Source organism: Paraglaciecola sp. G1-13 (genome assembly GCF_055809255.1).
Map to the genome: position 1 here is coordinate 5,068,377 of NZ_CM147903.1, position 14,071 is coordinate 5,082,447.

The 14,071-nt window shown below is 46.2% G+C and carries 13 protein-coding genes; 7 read left to right on the top strand and 6 right to left on the bottom strand.

Annotated elements, in window-relative coordinates:
- Nucleotides 1–151 precede the first annotated feature (151 nt).
- The 3 genes from AC0L6N_RS21610 to AC0L6N_RS21620 all read right to left on the bottom strand — a co-directional run bounded on the left by AC0L6N_RS21610 (nucleotide 152) and on the right by AC0L6N_RS21620 (nucleotide 6,325).
- Nucleotides 152–2,125, bottom strand: coding sequence for a BCCT family transporter (locus AC0L6N_RS21610; protein ID WP_473477599.1), 1,974 nt, complete (start codon nucleotides 2,123–2,125; stop codon nucleotides 152–154).
- Between the two features lie 376 nt (nucleotides 2,126–2,501).
- Nucleotides 2,502–3,899 (bottom strand): 5-methyltetrahydrofolate--homocysteine methyltransferase, encoded by a 1,398-nt coding sequence (locus tag AC0L6N_RS21615; RefSeq protein WP_473477601.1) that lies wholly within the window; start codon nucleotides 3,897–3,899, stop codon nucleotides 2,502–2,504.
- A gap of 32 nt (nucleotides 3,900–3,931) precedes the next feature.
- Nucleotides 3,932–6,325 (bottom strand): TonB-dependent receptor, encoded by a 2,394-nt coding sequence (locus tag AC0L6N_RS21620; protein ID WP_473477604.1) that lies wholly within the window; start codon nucleotides 6,323–6,325, stop codon nucleotides 3,932–3,934.
- 217 nt (nucleotides 6,326–6,542) lie between these two features.
- On the opposite strand from AC0L6N_RS21620, the gene AC0L6N_RS21625 reads away from it, so the two are divergent.
- The 7 genes from AC0L6N_RS21625 to AC0L6N_RS21655 all read left to right on the top strand — a co-directional run bounded on the left by AC0L6N_RS21625 (nucleotide 6,543) and on the right by AC0L6N_RS21655 (nucleotide 12,153).
- Complete coding sequence (locus AC0L6N_RS21625) at nucleotides 6,543–7,244, top strand: ZrgA family zinc uptake protein (protein WP_473477606.1); 702 nt, start codon at nucleotides 6,543–6,545, stop codon at nucleotides 7,242–7,244.
- A 2-nt stretch (nucleotides 7,245–7,246) separates the two neighbouring features.
- Nucleotides 7,247–7,726: a Fur family transcriptional regulator gene (locus AC0L6N_RS21630; RefSeq protein ID WP_011573227.1), complete on the top strand. Its 480-nt coding sequence runs from the start codon at nucleotides 7,247–7,249 to the stop codon at nucleotides 7,724–7,726.
- A gap of 7 nt (nucleotides 7,727–7,733) precedes the next feature.
- A complete protein-coding gene (locus AC0L6N_RS21635) occupies nucleotides 7,734–8,144 on the top strand; it encodes a MerC domain-containing protein (RefSeq protein WP_011573228.1) in 411 nt (136 codons plus the stop codon).
- Nucleotides 8,145–8,160: 16 nt separating this feature from the next.
- Nucleotides 8,161–9,408, top strand: a complete 1,248-nt coding sequence (zigA, locus tag AC0L6N_RS21640; protein ID WP_473481413.1) for a zinc metallochaperone GTPase ZigA — start codon at nucleotides 8,161–8,163, stop codon at nucleotides 9,406–9,408.
- On the top strand, nucleotides 9,405–10,106 hold the full coding sequence (locus tag AC0L6N_RS21645) for a DUF1826 domain-containing protein (protein WP_473477608.1): 702 nt from the start codon (nucleotides 9,405–9,407) through the stop codon (nucleotides 10,104–10,106). The genes zigA and AC0L6N_RS21645 overlap by 4 nt, the downstream gene beginning before the upstream one ends.
- Before the next feature lie 147 nt (nucleotides 10,107–10,253).
- Nucleotides 10,254–11,174 (top strand): GTP cyclohydrolase FolE2, encoded by a 921-nt coding sequence (gene folE2, locus AC0L6N_RS21650; protein WP_473477610.1) that lies wholly within the window; start codon nucleotides 10,254–10,256, stop codon nucleotides 11,172–11,174.
- Nucleotides 11,158–12,153 carry an endonuclease/exonuclease/phosphatase family protein gene (locus AC0L6N_RS21655; RefSeq protein ID WP_473477613.1) on the top strand — a complete coding sequence of 332 codons (996 nt, stop codon included), beginning with the start codon at nucleotides 11,158–11,160 and terminating at the stop codon, nucleotides 12,151–12,153. Before folE2 ends, AC0L6N_RS21655 begins: the two co-directional genes overlap by 17 nt.
- Before the next feature lie 27 nt (nucleotides 12,154–12,180).
- Here the strand turns inward: AC0L6N_RS21655 and AC0L6N_RS21660 are convergent, their stop codons facing one another.
- From AC0L6N_RS21660 to AC0L6N_RS21670, 3 genes are all read right to left on the bottom strand, one after another.
- Nucleotides 12,181–12,840: a DUF3299 domain-containing protein gene (locus tag AC0L6N_RS21660; protein WP_473477615.1), complete on the bottom strand. Its 660-nt coding sequence runs from the start codon at nucleotides 12,838–12,840 to the stop codon at nucleotides 12,181–12,183.
- Nucleotides 12,841–12,925: 85 nt separating this feature from the next.
- Nucleotides 12,926–13,465: a hypothetical protein gene (locus AC0L6N_RS21665; protein ID WP_473477618.1), complete on the bottom strand. Its 540-nt coding sequence runs from the start codon at nucleotides 13,463–13,465 to the stop codon at nucleotides 12,926–12,928.
- The gene (locus tag AC0L6N_RS21670; RefSeq protein ID WP_473477621.1) at nucleotides 13,466–14,047 is read right to left on the bottom strand and encodes a DUF3299 domain-containing protein; all 582 of its coding nucleotides are present in this window, start codon (nucleotides 14,045–14,047) and stop codon (nucleotides 13,466–13,468) included. It abuts the gene before it with no gap.
- Nucleotides 14,048–14,071 lie beyond the last annotated feature (24 nt).

Genomic DNA, 14,071 nt, shown 5'->3' on the forward strand with positions numbered 1-14,071 from the left:
ATAGTTAAGCACTGAGTATTTATTTGTTGGAGTTGAATTTAATGAATTTGGTGAAGGTACAAAAAAACCGACTAAGAAGTCGGTTTTTTACAATCTGACAATGCTGTTTTTGCGCCCTAAAGGCTTAGATAAGCCCCCGGGCGTATGCGGCCTATCCCGCTAAATGCAAAAAGTGCAGATGGCGATGATACTGGTCGATAATATCGTTGATAACCGCGACTTTAGACCAGCCCATGATGTCGTAGTTTTGCCCACCTTCACTTAAATGTACGTCGGCCCGATAATAAGTATTCTCGTCAGCTGAGTCCTCTGCTTGCGAATCACTTGATTGGCTGTACTCAGGCATGTGGTGAATAGTTGGGTATACCGCATAAATAAACTCGGCGTCTTCGCCATGTTTAACGGTTAGTGTCACGGATTCTGTTGATTGGCTGATCTCTGCTTCAATATGTTTAAGGGTTAACTCTTGGGCCACAGAATCAAATGCCTGCTTAACCGTTTGCTCAACAAAACGCTCTACAGTCGTTTTATTTGGAAAGTCGACGATGGTTTGCAAACGTTCTTTCCAGCTGTCGTTGCCCGCATTAATTTGTCCAGAAGGGGCATGCAAGGTCATACTTACGCGCTTAAACTCCTCTACCCGCAAGGCTTTGATTAAGCCATACATAGCAATGATTAATATCACCGCAAACGGCAAAGCGCTAGCAATGGTCATGGTTTGCAAGGCACTCAAGCCGCCAGCCATTGACAAAATAGCCGCCACTAAACCAACGCCTCCCGCCCAGTAAATACGTTGCCACACTGGGGTGTCATTTTGGCCGTTCGAGCACAGCATATCGACCACCATTGCGCCTGAATCGCATGAGGTCACGAAGAACACCACAATCATCAGTACTGCTACGCCGGATATCACGTTAGACCAAGGAAAGTGCTCAAGGAATAAGAACAGCGCCACCGGCGTGTTGTCTGTGGCTAATTTGGCCAGCTCTGTGCTGCCCTGATTCAGTACTAACTCAATCGCGCTGTTACCGAAAATGGTCATCCAAGCGAGCGTAAACATTGAGGGGATCAACAGCACGCCAATCAGGAATTCGCGGATAGTACGGCCCTTGGAAATTCGCGCGATAAACACCCCTACAAACGGTGCCCATGCTAACCACCAACCCCAGTAAAATATGGTCCAACCGCCTAACCAATCTTTCTTATCATAAGCAAATAAGTTAAAGGTATTACGCACCAAATCAGACAGGTATGCGCCAGTATTTTGCAGCATCGCTTGTAGCAAAAACACCGTCGGGCCGACCAGTAAAATAAACAACAATAAGCCCACGGCCAGAAGCATATTGAGTTCAGATAACATACGTATTCCCTTATCTAAACCACTGACAACAGACACAATCGCCAAACCCGTAATGGCAGCAATTAATAGTAGTTGATAGCCTTCTGACACCGGAAAGCCAAACAAGTAATTAAGACCTGAGCTAATTTGCGTGACCCCTAAGCCCAAAGACGTGGCGACACCAAAAATAGTACTGATGACGGCAAAAATATCGACTACATTCCCCCGCCAGCCATAAATTTTATCACCGATAATAGGGTATAGGGCTGAACGTAAGGTCAGAGGTAAATCGTGGCGGTAACTGAAATAGGCTAGAATGAGCGCGACTACAGCGTATATGGCCCAAGCATGCAGTCCCCAATGGAAGAACGTCATTTTCATCGCTTCTCGCGCAGCCTCAATGGTGCTGGGGGGCGCCGTGGGTGGGGCTAAAAAGTGCATCAATGGCTCAGCCACGCCGAAAAACATCAACCCTATGCCCATACCCGCAGCAAACAACATGGAAAGCCAAGAAATAAAGGAATAGTCAGGCTCTGAATGGTCTGGCCCAAGTTTGACCTGGCTATGGCGTGATACCGCCAAGTACAACACAAACATCAAAATGCTCGCCACGGTCAATACATAAAACCAACTGCCGTTATCAACGATAGTAGATTGCACCTGTGAAAAGGTTTGGTCTGCAAATTCAGGGGAGATCAACGCAAAAAGGAGTAAAGCGACAATCACGCTTGATGCCCCAAGAAAAACAATTTTATTCAGATGTTTAGAAGAAGCGATAGGATTCAATCTGTTTACCTTTTTCTGTCGCTGCTTTAAATACGCTGAGGCGCAACAGCTTGTTCCAACTTGTGTTTTTATAGTACCACATGCACAAGTGAGATCTTAAAAGTCAAAAATATGAAAGAAAATCACTGAAAATTGTCAGTTTGGTTCAATCGTAAAATAAAAAAGATAACTGCGATTGACCGCTTAAGTGCTAAGCGATTGATTTGCATATTGCGTATAGCGCACAAGCTAGCAGCGCCATGGTGCATAGACAGCAGATGTAGGGTTCTAGATTCAAAATGAATGACGTTTCGTGCAAGCATCAAAGAAGTGCCTTGCAATGTACACCAATAGCGCAGCTAACGTTTAGCTGCGCTGTGATTTTCCTCGTTACTTATTAATCGTGGTCATGCTCATCGTGGTCGGCTTCTGCTATTCCTAACCAAGTGATGCTGTCAGGGGCAAAATCGAGTTCGATGTCACCTGTGATGGTTAACGTTTCAAGGTCAATTTGTAGGATATGCTGTGCAATAGGATCTGCGATATACACGTAATGACCATTTTGCGCTACTGTCATGCTAAACGACATGCCTTCTGGCATGGTGGATACATCCTCTTCAGTGATATCTAAACGCGCGTGTAGTTCCCAGTGCTGCCCCCCGTCTTCTTCATGGGCTTCTAGCACATTCAAATAGCCTTCGCTGTCGAGGACTAAAAAGGCATCGCCTTCATGAGAGAATGCATAGGATACAGGATCCGCTGGGCTTTCAGGCTGCCACTCGAGCTCTTCCATGGTGCCTTGTGATGGGTTTACAGCGATTAGCGTAGCTTCACCGCCGCCGTGACCAGATGCGACACCAATCAGTGATTCGCTTTCTTCATGGCCGTATAACGTACCAATGCGTAGGCCATCTAGTATATCGATATTGGCGATTTTTTCTGCTTCGTATTCGCCGTCATGCTCATGGGCAACAAGTACTCCATCAGTACAACCAAATGCAACGTAATCTTCGTTTTGTGCAGCCCCGTGTAAGTCAGGGCACAATACGTCAAGTACCTGTTCTTGCTCATACTCGTCGTCATGCAAATGATAGACGCCTACTTGGTCCGGTAGAATTTTCGCAGCAGAGGTGCTTTCAGCGTCATCACGGCGAATGGTGGCAAGCAGGTACTCCCCTCGAGCTTCGGCTACGCCATGCATATTCACGGTGTAATCTAGCGTTGGCAGTGGATCTGTTTCACTGCTTATTTGCGTATCTGTGGCAACTTTCACTGATGCTGGTGTTCCTGCATCCGCGTCACCGTCAAAAAACACCGCCAATCGACCATCATGACTTAAAATATGCGTAGGACGGCTTCCGGCGACCTCAAAGTCGCTCATGGCAGGGCTTTGCTCATAATCGTGCAAATGCGCGGTGTGATCTTCTTGCCACATACCACCGTCGATAAAGCCAACATAGTCTTCGCTTCGGCTAGCGATAACAGCGAAACGATAGTCTGCAGATGAAGTTAGGGTGTTTGAGGTGTGAATTAGGCTGAAGGTGTCTAATAGTTCACTGTCGTCTAAATCAAAAATACTGGCTACGTTACTTTCGCCAGAAAGCACAGCAATACGCCCCATTGAATCAATTAGAAACTCATCATCGTCGTCGTGGTCATGATCATCGTCATGGTCATCATCAGGTACTTCTATTGGATCCTTTTCGATGAGGGTGGTTTCGGCGTCACCACAACCTGTGAGAAGTATTGCGCCAATTGCCACGGCGAGAAGATTAAATTTATGTGTGATAGTCATTGTATATTCCTTGTTATGTAATTGAGTTTGAGCTAGAAGTTGCCTCTGACGCCAACAGAAATGCTGCGTCCCGGCCGTGGTGCAATGTCTTTTAAAAATGAGGTGTGAACTCTGGCCTCAGTGTCAGTCAGGTTATTGCCTTTAAGAAAAACGGCAATATCGTGACTAGAAACAGGTAGGTCATAAGACACACTCGCATCGATCAAGGTGTAGCCACTGGTGCTGGTTTCGTCAGATGAAACGCGGTCTTGTTCTTGATAACGGGTGATATCTAAATGCGCACTCAAATGTGCAGTTTGATAACTAAATTGTGTACCAAAGCGCAGTGGTGGCGTACGGGGTAAGTCTCCACCGTCTTTTAAACGTGCGCGCACGTAATCTGAGAACAAGGTTGCTTTGAATTCATCGGTTGCTTGCCAGGCTATTTGTGCCTCAAACCCATGTAAAATGACGTCATCAGTTTGAAAAATATAAACCGGTAATTCGTCTGCATGTTCGTCTTCTTCGACACCGCTTTCTTCATGCTCGTGTTCATGATCGTGGCCGCTTTCGGCAAACAAACCCGTGGCTGTTTGGTAGTAATAATTGTCCACTTGGTTGTAGAACGCGTTAAATACGAACCCAATGTCTCCTTGGGTTTTACGTAATGTGAGATCGATATTGTTGGCGGTTTCAAGATCGATATCTTTTGAGGTGAGGCCGATACTTGAACCTTCGTCATTTAAGGCGAAAAGTGCGCCCACTTCATAGGTACCCGTACCAATATGCGCGCCGAAGGACAACAGTTCAGCTGCAGAAGGGGCACGTTCAGAGCGTGAAATTGACAATCCTAGGTTGTAACCCGGTGTAAAGTCCCATACTAAGCCCGCGGATAAGCTCACTGGAGTAAATTCGTGATCTAGCTCGAAAACGCGTGTGACAGAGGCTTCTTCTTCATGCTCGTGGTCATGGTCGTGCTCATCTTCTTCAGCTTCGTCGTCGTGGGCGTGCGCTTCAAGCGTTGGCAGCAACACGTTATTTGCATCAATAGTGACACGCTCAATGCGGGCACCAAATTGCAATAACACGTCACCAAAGTGTTTTTCTTCCATGATGGCTAAAGCAATGGTTTGCGCTTCTGAGGGCGGCGTAAATGCTTCTTCGCCTTGAGCAGCAACATCACTGTTTTTGTAATGAATACTCAGCCCACCGTTCCAATCAGCAAATGGGGTATGGATAAAGTCGAGCTTTAGCTCATGTGTTTCGTTTTCGAATAAAGTGCCAACAGCGCCTTCTTCTATTTCCGCGTGTTCATAGTCGGTAAAACCGCCGCGTAAGTTAATCTTGCTGAGCCATTCGTTATCAAGGTTTAACTCACCTAAAAGCTGTACGCGGGTTTGTTCTAAATCAGCGTAAACGCTTTCGTCTTCGCCTCCGTGCGAATGCCCAGGTATGCCATACTCGCGGTTAAATTGCTCAACGGCCACACCTATGTATCCTTGGTCCATTAGGTAGCTACCACCTAAGGTGATGCCATCAGATTTTTCTGAACTGTTCTTAACCACGTGCTCTTGGGGCTCGTCTGAGTCAGCATCTGGTGCCACTGGAACGTCATAATCATTTGATTCTCGCCAATAGCCATCGGCGTAAAACCCAAATGACTCATAGCCAGTGGTCACGTTAAATGAGCCAAGCTTTTTATCATCAACCGAGCTGGTTTCGAGTAACCATTCGCCGCGAGTGGTGTTGTCACTAGGTACTCGACCGTCGACTACGTTAACTACGCCGCCAACAGCACCACTACCGTAAAATAATGTGGCAGGACCGCGCAGCACTTCAATTTGTTGAGATGTCGACGCTTCACTTGCTACCGAGTGGTCCGGCCCAACTCTTGATACATCACTGACGTCTAAACCGTTCTGTGAGATCAGCACCCGGGGGCCGCTTAGGCCACGGATGATAGGGGTACTTGCGACACCTCCATGAAAGTTTGATTGCACCCCAGGAAGCTTTTCTAAACTGTCACCCAATGTCGAGGCTTGTTGACGGCGCAAGGTTTCGCCTGATAACACACTCACAGGAGACGCTGATTCCATCACCGACATATGAATGGGTGTGGCGTATACGTCAATCACTTCGATAGGCGAGCGCTGCAGAATAAATTCTATTTGCCTCGTGCCTTGTTCTGGCACCGAAATATCTTGATGTAGATGGGCAAAGCCCGGTGAAGAAATATGTAGCTCGTTCTTACCTTGCGTTAACTCTGTGAACGTAAAACGGCCTTCTTGGTCGGTGATAGTTTCAATGCCGACACCTTCTACTTCTACCGTTGCTCCAGCAACCGCTCGACCATCATTATTAACTACTGTGCCTTCAATGGTTTGCGCTAAAACACTGGCTGGCAATAGCACGCTTATTAGGGCTGCTAGAGGAGATATCCTATTCATTTTATGTTCCCGTGTGATGTTATATTGTATCATTTATTAAATGTTATGTTATATTGTAACCAATTGAAAGGGCGCAAAACCAAATAGTAAGTGAATTCATCGAATGCTTTTAGGGCAAGTCAGCGCCGAATTAATCTTTAAATTAAGTCGATAGACGCGTCACGAAGTAGAGCCAGCAGTACAGGGTTTTGCATTTATAAGGAAGGGGATACAAGCCATGATCAAACGCATAACAATGCTCACAGCCCTAATGAACTGTTGTTTTTCAACGACAGCCCAAGTGCATCAGCATGGTCAGGGACAGTTGTTTGTTTCACAAGAAAACAGCGACTGGCACGTGCAATTTATTTTGCCTGCTGCCGATGTACTTGGCTTCGAACATGCTCCTGAGAATGCACAGCAAGAAAAGACCGTACATTCACTCATTCAACGGCTAGATAAAAATGACGCCGTAGTCGATTTAGGTGAACACTGCACATTAAGTGAGGTAACGCACTCTTTGAGCGAGCATTCTTTATCCGACGATCACGAGCACGAAAGTGGTGGCAACAATGATTCGCACGAAGATGAGCGTTATAACGACCACCATGCCAATCATGTGCTAGCTGCCCACGAGGAACATAGCTCCAGAGAAAACCACCATGCTGACAATCCCGATGAAGAGCTTTTAGCGGATAAAGAGCACTCAGCGGGTAAAGGGCCATCAGCGGATAAAGAGCCCTCAGATCGGCTGAAACACGCAGAGCACCAAGATGTAGAGGTTGAATACCACTTTGCTTGCGACACAAGTCATAAAAAATTATCCGTAGCCCTTTTTCAGTGGTTGCCGTCCCTAGGTCGTATTCAAGCCCAGTGGATAACGGACGCTGGGCAGGGAACTGCCGTCTTAAACCCAGAAAACCCTAATTTGGAGTGGTGAGTATGGGTGCTGTAGCGACAGAAGATTATTTCAAAATTGCTAAAGGGGTATGTGAGAAAGCGGGCAGTCGTTTGACTGACACCCGCCAACACATGCTTGAAGTGCTAATTGAGGTTAATAAGCCATTGTCGGCTTATGAAATAACTGAGCAATACAACCAAATCATTAAGCCTAAAATTATGACGATGTCTGTTTATCGCATATTGGACTTTTTAGAGTCGGTACACTTAGTGCACCGACTGCAATCTATCAACAAGTACGTTGTTTGCAATCATTCATTGGGAGCCTGTCATCATCATCCACCTCTCTACATGATTTGCAAATCATGCCAGCACATCGAAGAAGTCGAGCTACCAGATGAGGTGATAAGTACCCTTACACAGCAGGCAAAAAGTGTTGGTTTTTCATCCGTCGGATCACAAGTGGAACTTTATAGCGTGTGTGCAAAATGCAAATCGACGAGCAATCAAAACCTATCGTGAGACCTTTATGACTAAGTTACAACACGTGAGCGACAAAGCGGCAGTGGGGCTGTCGCTACTGTGTATGGTTCACTGCCTTTTCTTACCCTTTGTTTTAATACTACTGCCACCGCTCTCTGGTGTGCTGGCTTTTAATGACGAGTTATTTCACCGCTGGATGATGTACGCGGTTGTACCCATCAGCTCGGTGGCGCTTTTTATTGGCTATTTTCATCACCGAAGCAACAAAGTGTTAGCGATTTGCTTAACAGGGTTGGCGCTTTTAATCGCTGCGACTTTATTGGGGCACGCCACCCTGGGCAGGTACGGCGAAGTGATTTTAACCGTGATTGGTACCAGCATAATCGCTTATGGGCATTTGCTTAATTATCACTTACGTCGCCAATGCAACCAAGTAGACATTCTTAAACAGGACTAAATCAATGCAAGATTCAATGCAAGAGCTAGTGCAAGAGCCAGTGCAAAACAGCTCAGGAAACGCTCATCGAAAACTGCCGGTTACAGTACTTTCAGGCTTTTTAGGGGCAGGTAAAACCACGGTGCTCAGCCATGTACTGAATAATCGACAAGGCAAAAAAGTGGCGGTTATTGTCAACGATATGAGTGAAATTAATATTGATGGCTCATTGTTAAAAAATGAGATCTCACTTAATCGAAACGATGAAAAACTGGTAGAAATGAGCAACGGCTGTATTTGTTGCACCCTCAGAGAAGACTTGCTGATTGAGGTGGGCAAACTGGCCAACTCAGGGAAATTTGATTATCTAGTGATTGAATCCACCGGTATTTCAGAGCCACTACCGGTAGCCGAAACTTTTACCTTTGCCGATGAAGATGGTGTATCGCTGTCAGATGTTGCCACTCTGGACACCATGGTAACCGTGGTCGATGGCGTTAATTTTCTCAAAGATTATGACGAGGCAGAGTATTTATCACAAACCGACGAAAGCTTAGGGGAAGAGGACGAACGCAGTGTCGCCGACCTACTCATTGAGCAAGTGGAGTTTGCTGATGTGTTACTGGTGTCAAAAACAGACTTAATTGATAGCACAGAAGTTGAGCGCCTAAACGCCATCTTGAAAAACCTAAATACCCGAGCGCGAATCATCCCCATTGCAAACGGCCAGGTGAACATCGCGGATATCATCGGAACTGAACTATTCGATTTTGAGCTGGCGCAACAAGCACCAGGTTGGTTGCAAGAAATGCGCGGTGAACATAATCCAGAAACAGAAGAATACGGCATTCAAAGCTTTAGTTACACGGCTAGGCGGCCATTTTATCCCCAGAAGTTCTATGACTTTTTGCACAACACCAAAGGTTACGGCAAGTTGTTGCGCTCTAAAGGCTATTTTTGGTTAGCCTCTCGCCCTGAATTTGCAGGGCAATGGAATCAAGCTGGTGGCATTGCCCGCTATGGTTTTGGAGGCTTATTTTGGAAAGCCGTACCTAAGGCGCAATGGCCCACCGACGAAGAATACCTTGAGTCGATCGACGCGTTATGGGAAGAGCCCTTTGGTGATATGCGTCAAGAGCTCGTGTTCATTGGTCAGAACCTGGACGAAGCGGCGATCACTAACGCGCTAGACGAATGCTTGTTAACAGATGACGCCCTGCTGCAAGGAAAGGCGCATTGGAAAACGCTGGCTGATCCTTTTCCAGCGTGGGAGAACGAAGCATGAGCATCGCTACTCCACTGCACGACCAAGAACACATCATTGCTGGGCAACGCACTAACGCCTTAATGTCTGAAATGACTTACTCGCACAGTGACGAGTTCACTGTTCTGACCGATATTTACCAAGACACGCACAATCTGGTTGTGTGGCAGCGTTCACTTAGCGAAGAATTGCTCGCTCATGTAGCACAATGCATAGAGGAAAATCCGCGCCTGAACCTCGAGAAGAGCATTCGCGCTAACGCTATTATCGAAGATATCAACGAGTTATTAACTCCACGTGGCTTCAACGATGAGTTTACTGACAACATCGCGTCATTGGTGGATATGTTCTGCTGTTTGTTTGACTTAAAGCGGGTTGGATTGCGTCTAAAAGTGTTGGAACAAGCCATGTGTCCTCGCTTCCATGTGGATTGGGTGCCGTGTCGGTTAGTCACCACCTTTAGTGGCACAGGTACCCAGTGGCTCCCCCACGATAAGGTTGATCGCACTAAATTAGGCACGGGTAATAACGGCATGCCAGATGATCAATCAGGTTTGTATGCTGAGCCAAACGCGATTCAAGCGCTGGCAGTAGGCGACGTGGCACTGCTTAAGGGGGAAGGCTGGGAAGGAAATGAAGGCGCAGGCCTAGTGCATCGCTCACCACCTAATGGGGCGAATGAGAAGCGCTTATTATTGACCTTGGACTTTATTTCATAAACCTAAGGCACTTTCTCAATGCGGGTTTTATTGTGTTATCGCCAGTAGAAGATCAATTTTTCGGACGATAACAGGCAACCATTTATCGTTCATTTTTAATCGGGCTAGTCAATGTACTAGTCAACGAGTAAGGGAACTGCGCAGTATATGGGTATGACATTACCGGATATTACATCCAGCGAAAACGTGGCATCAGCCGCACCGCTTAAATGGGTTGGCATGGAAGGCATAACCGTGCCTATTCAAGTACCACTGTCAGGTGAGGTGCCAGCATATGTGAACGCGAAAACCGATGTGTATGTCAGTTTGGATAAAAGCGACGCGAAAGGCATTCATATGTCGCGTTTATTCTTAAAATTGAATGACATTTTGGGCACAGAGTTACTAAGCAGCACTACCCTTACAGCCTTGTTGAATGAGCTAATTTTATCGCAACAGGGGCTCAGCCAAGGGGCTCAGGTAAACTTAGATTTTGCGCTAACGCTTCGTAAAAAGGCGTTGCTAAGCAATGAGTTTGGTTATCAGAGTTATCCTATTGGCATATCGACTCAGTTGGTTAAAGGGGTAGCGCGTACGGTCTTATCGTTAACCATTGCTTATTCAAGTACGTGCCCGTGCTCATCTGCCTTGGCTCAACAAGCGCTAAGTGATGCTATCTCCCAGCGATTTGACGATGAGATGATATCTAAAAGCGAGCTAACCCAGTGGATAACGTCTAAAACAGGCGCCGTTGCTACTCCACACAGTCAACGTTCTTATGCCTACATCAAACTCACGCTAGGTGGGGATGCGCTGCCTAACTTGCCTGAACTCATCACCCTGCTTGAAACAACAATTGGCACGCCAGTGCAAACCGCTGTCAAACGCCAAGACGAGCAAGCATTTGCCAAATTAAATGCCGAGAATTTGATGTTTTGTGAAGACGCCGCAAGACGATTGAAACGCGCCCTCGAGCGCAAGGAAAATGTACTCGATTATTGGTTCAAAGTGGAGCACCAAGAAAGCTTACACGCACACAATGCAGTGGCCATCGATTTCAAGGACAACGCCGATGAAGACACTATGTAAAGCAGTTTGTTTGGGCACTGTAATTGCGATGAGCAGTGGCTGTGCCATGCAAAGTCAGATTGTTTCCCCCCGTCTCGCTAAACAGGTACCTATAGAGCCGGTAAGCGCACGTGTTGTAGCTCAAGATGTCGACATTGGGGCAGCGCAAGGCAGTGAAAACACCTCTGGTATGGATGGTTTCAGGGTGGTCACGTGGAATACAGAGCATTTTGCATATCCCAGCAACGCAGGGTGTAAACCAAGAACCAGCGAAGATATCGCGGCAATAAAAGCGTATATCGCTGGGTTAGATGCCAGTGTGATCGCCTTACAAGAAGTGGCATCAAGGGAGGCGCTGCGTTTAGTTTTTCCTGAGAGGGATTGGGCGTTGGTGCTTTCGGCCAGAGCTGACAGCCCTGCTTACGAGTGCAGAGAAAGCGGGTTTACCTCCACTCAGCAAAAAGTAGCGTTTGCGATTAAAAAAGGCATTTCAATTCTTCAAGTACAGCAAAATGCCCAGCTAGGATTGCAAAAAACTGGGTTACGCTTTGGCTTAGCCGTGACGGTAGACACACCGTTAGGCCCGACCGATATATTAAATGTACACTTAAAAAGCGGCTGTTTTGTAGATGATTACGCAACGAGCGATAAAGCTGCATGCCAGACGCTCGCTCAGCAAGTTCCCGTGTTAGAAGAATGGCTTGCAGCTCACCAAACGTCGGGGTTGCCTTACATGGTGCTCGGTGACTTCAATCATAGATTGGCAAGTGAACACAACTACTTAGCTAGCAGACTAACCAGTGATGAATACGGTATTGATATCGCCACACAGGCATTACGTGGTTGTCATCCTCGTTACCCTGAGCCGATTGATCATATTTTGCTAGGAGGCATGCAAAGCACATTAATAGCGGCATCCGCCCATGTGCACCGGTATAAAAACATGGATGAAGAGGCCATGTTGAGCGACCACTGTGCGGTGTCACTTTTTCTAAAGTAGTCAATAAAGTAATCAATAGAAGTGCATCTAGTGCGTGCGATATTCGTCGGGTTGCTCGTTAAACTTTTCAATTTGTGACACGTTTAGAATGTATGCCGATGTGCCTTGATGATCTTCAAACAAGCCTTTTTCTAATACGCCGGTGAGGGTAAAGGCTTGGCTCATCATGATCTTTGAAAAGCCGTCGATCAAATCCACATAAATCATCTGATTCGGCGGGGGCGGCGGGTAGTGAATGCATGCGCCGTAGTAAGGCACCAAAAAAAAGCGTTTAACGCTTCTGTCTTCGTTCAAATCGATAGGTACCATATAACCTGAAATACTGACCGCCTTACCTATGGCGTCTTCGACCACGTCAGTGGAGTATAAGGCTGATTGGTAGCGCTGGTTGGTGGTAGCTTGCAAAGAAAGGATTACTTGTTCGCTCAGCGACTTGTCGCTACTTGATTGGTATTTTGCCAGCACTTCTTTGTCTGACTTGGGTAACAGTTCTCCCCAGCCTAAAGGGGTAATTTCACCGTTAGCTAAGCGTTCGCGCAATTCAGAATCAGGGCTAACGTACAGCACAGAGCTGGAAAACAGTTTACTTAACTGCAGCGACCAATTGCGTTCTGGCAGTTTGGTTAGCAAGATACCCGCTCCAAAAAAGAGCAGCAAAATAGCAGTCACTTTAATTTTACTGCTCATTGAGGGGCATTGCCCCGAAATCTAAAGGCTCCCTTGGCGTAACACATATGCTTTCTTACTTTACTTCTTTCATCAGACCTTGTTTTTATATCGCGCTTACTTGGATGTTTTGCTGAAAACTAATCGGCTCGTCTTTTTCTAACGCATTAATATGTAGCGATATCTTGTGGTTACCTGGCTTGCTGACTTGATATTTTGATGGATAACTGCCTGAGACCCCGCGAACTGGCATTTGCACCCCTTCTAAAAAACGAACGTTCTCGCTACCTGAAAAGGTAATCACCACATTTTGATACCCATCAGGGATGTCGTATTGAATATTGAGCGTTGCATCTGTGTTAGCAGGTGTATCGATTGATCTAGGGTGGCTAACAGAAATAGGTAGGCTGACTTTTTCCTGCGAAAGCATGTCTTGCAGCGGGTGAAACGAAGGGAAAATTCCAAAGTTGCGGCCACCGTGAAACTGACAAGCGTTTGCTTGAATCGATACGCTGCTCAACACCAATAAGCTAATAACTGACCGTTTTCTTAGCAAAGGATATGCTCTTGGCGCTGTTAGCATGCTATCTGTTACAGACCCGATAAAGGCCATAAATGAAGTGGTTAAAGAATGTTGAGTTTGCATTTATTCCTCCTCGAAAGGATAGGCTTTATTCAGTTTAAGGCGATAAGCTGAAGTGCCTAGTTCATTTTCTGTGGTATCAATGACGAGTGTGCCTTCAAACCAAAACGGGTCGTACAGGCTGCCTAGTTTTATACCTTGTTCAGCTTTACTATGAATAATTTGGTTAGGCGGTGGTGGCGGCATATGTAAGCAAGCACCAAAATAAGGCACAATGAAAAACTCAGTGATGTTTTGGGATTCATCAGACGCTAAAGGCACGATAAACCCAGGGATACGAATCGGTTTATTTTCATAGGTGTTAATAACGCGGGTAGAACTCAAGGCTTTTTGGAAGCGCTTAGTATTTTCGTCAACACCTTCTTGTTGCCCAAGCGCCTCTACCGAGTCTTGCTCTGAGCCATCTTCGATACCCGACAGGTATTCAGGCGGGTTCATCAATGCTTCAAGATCGTCTTTAGGCATCAAGGCTATCCATTCAATTTCTTGGTAGCTTCCAGTGGTTTGTGCGGCGTTTGCTGTACTAAGCAAAACAAAGTTAAAGATTAATAACGTGACCCATGAACTTAAAATTTGTATCTTCATTTCTTACATCTTTGCTTGCAAAAT

Coding starts and splice junctions, on each gene's coding strand:
- AC0L6N_RS21635 (WP_011573228.1), top strand. CDS start 7,734: ATGACTAAGTTACAACACGTGAGCGACAAAGCGGCAGTGGGGCTGTCG.
- AC0L6N_RS21655 (WP_473477613.1), top strand. CDS start 11,158: ATGAAGACACTATGTAAAGCAGTTTGTTTGGGCACTGTAATTGCGATG.
- AC0L6N_RS21615 (WP_473477601.1), bottom strand. CDS start 3,899: ATGACTATCACACATAAATTTAATCTTCTCGCCGTGGCAATTGGCGCA.
- AC0L6N_RS21660 (WP_473477615.1), bottom strand. CDS start 12,840: ATGAGCAGTAAAATTAAAGTGACTGCTATTTTGCTGCTCTTTTTTGGA.
- AC0L6N_RS21630 (WP_011573227.1), top strand. CDS start 7,247: ATGGGTGCTGTAGCGACAGAAGATTATTTCAAAATTGCTAAAGGGGTA.
- AC0L6N_RS21665 (WP_473477618.1), bottom strand. CDS start 13,465: ATGCAAACTCAACATTCTTTAACCACTTCATTTATGGCCTTTATCGGG.
- AC0L6N_RS21620 (WP_473477604.1), bottom strand. CDS start 6,325: ATGAATAGGATATCTCCTCTAGCAGCCCTAATAAGCGTGCTATTGCCA.
- folE2 (WP_473477610.1), top strand. CDS start 10,254: ATGGGTATGACATTACCGGATATTACATCCAGCGAAAACGTGGCATCA.
- AC0L6N_RS21670 (WP_473477621.1), bottom strand. CDS start 14,047: ATGAAGATACAAATTTTAAGTTCATGGGTCACGTTATTAATCTTTAAC.
- AC0L6N_RS21625 (WP_473477606.1), top strand. CDS start 6,543: ATGATCAAACGCATAACAATGCTCACAGCCCTAATGAACTGTTGTTTT.
- zigA (WP_473481413.1), top strand. CDS start 8,161: ATGCAAGAGCTAGTGCAAGAGCCAGTGCAAAACAGCTCAGGAAACGCT.
- AC0L6N_RS21645 (WP_473477608.1), top strand. CDS start 9,405: ATGAGCATCGCTACTCCACTGCACGACCAAGAACACATCATTGCTGGG.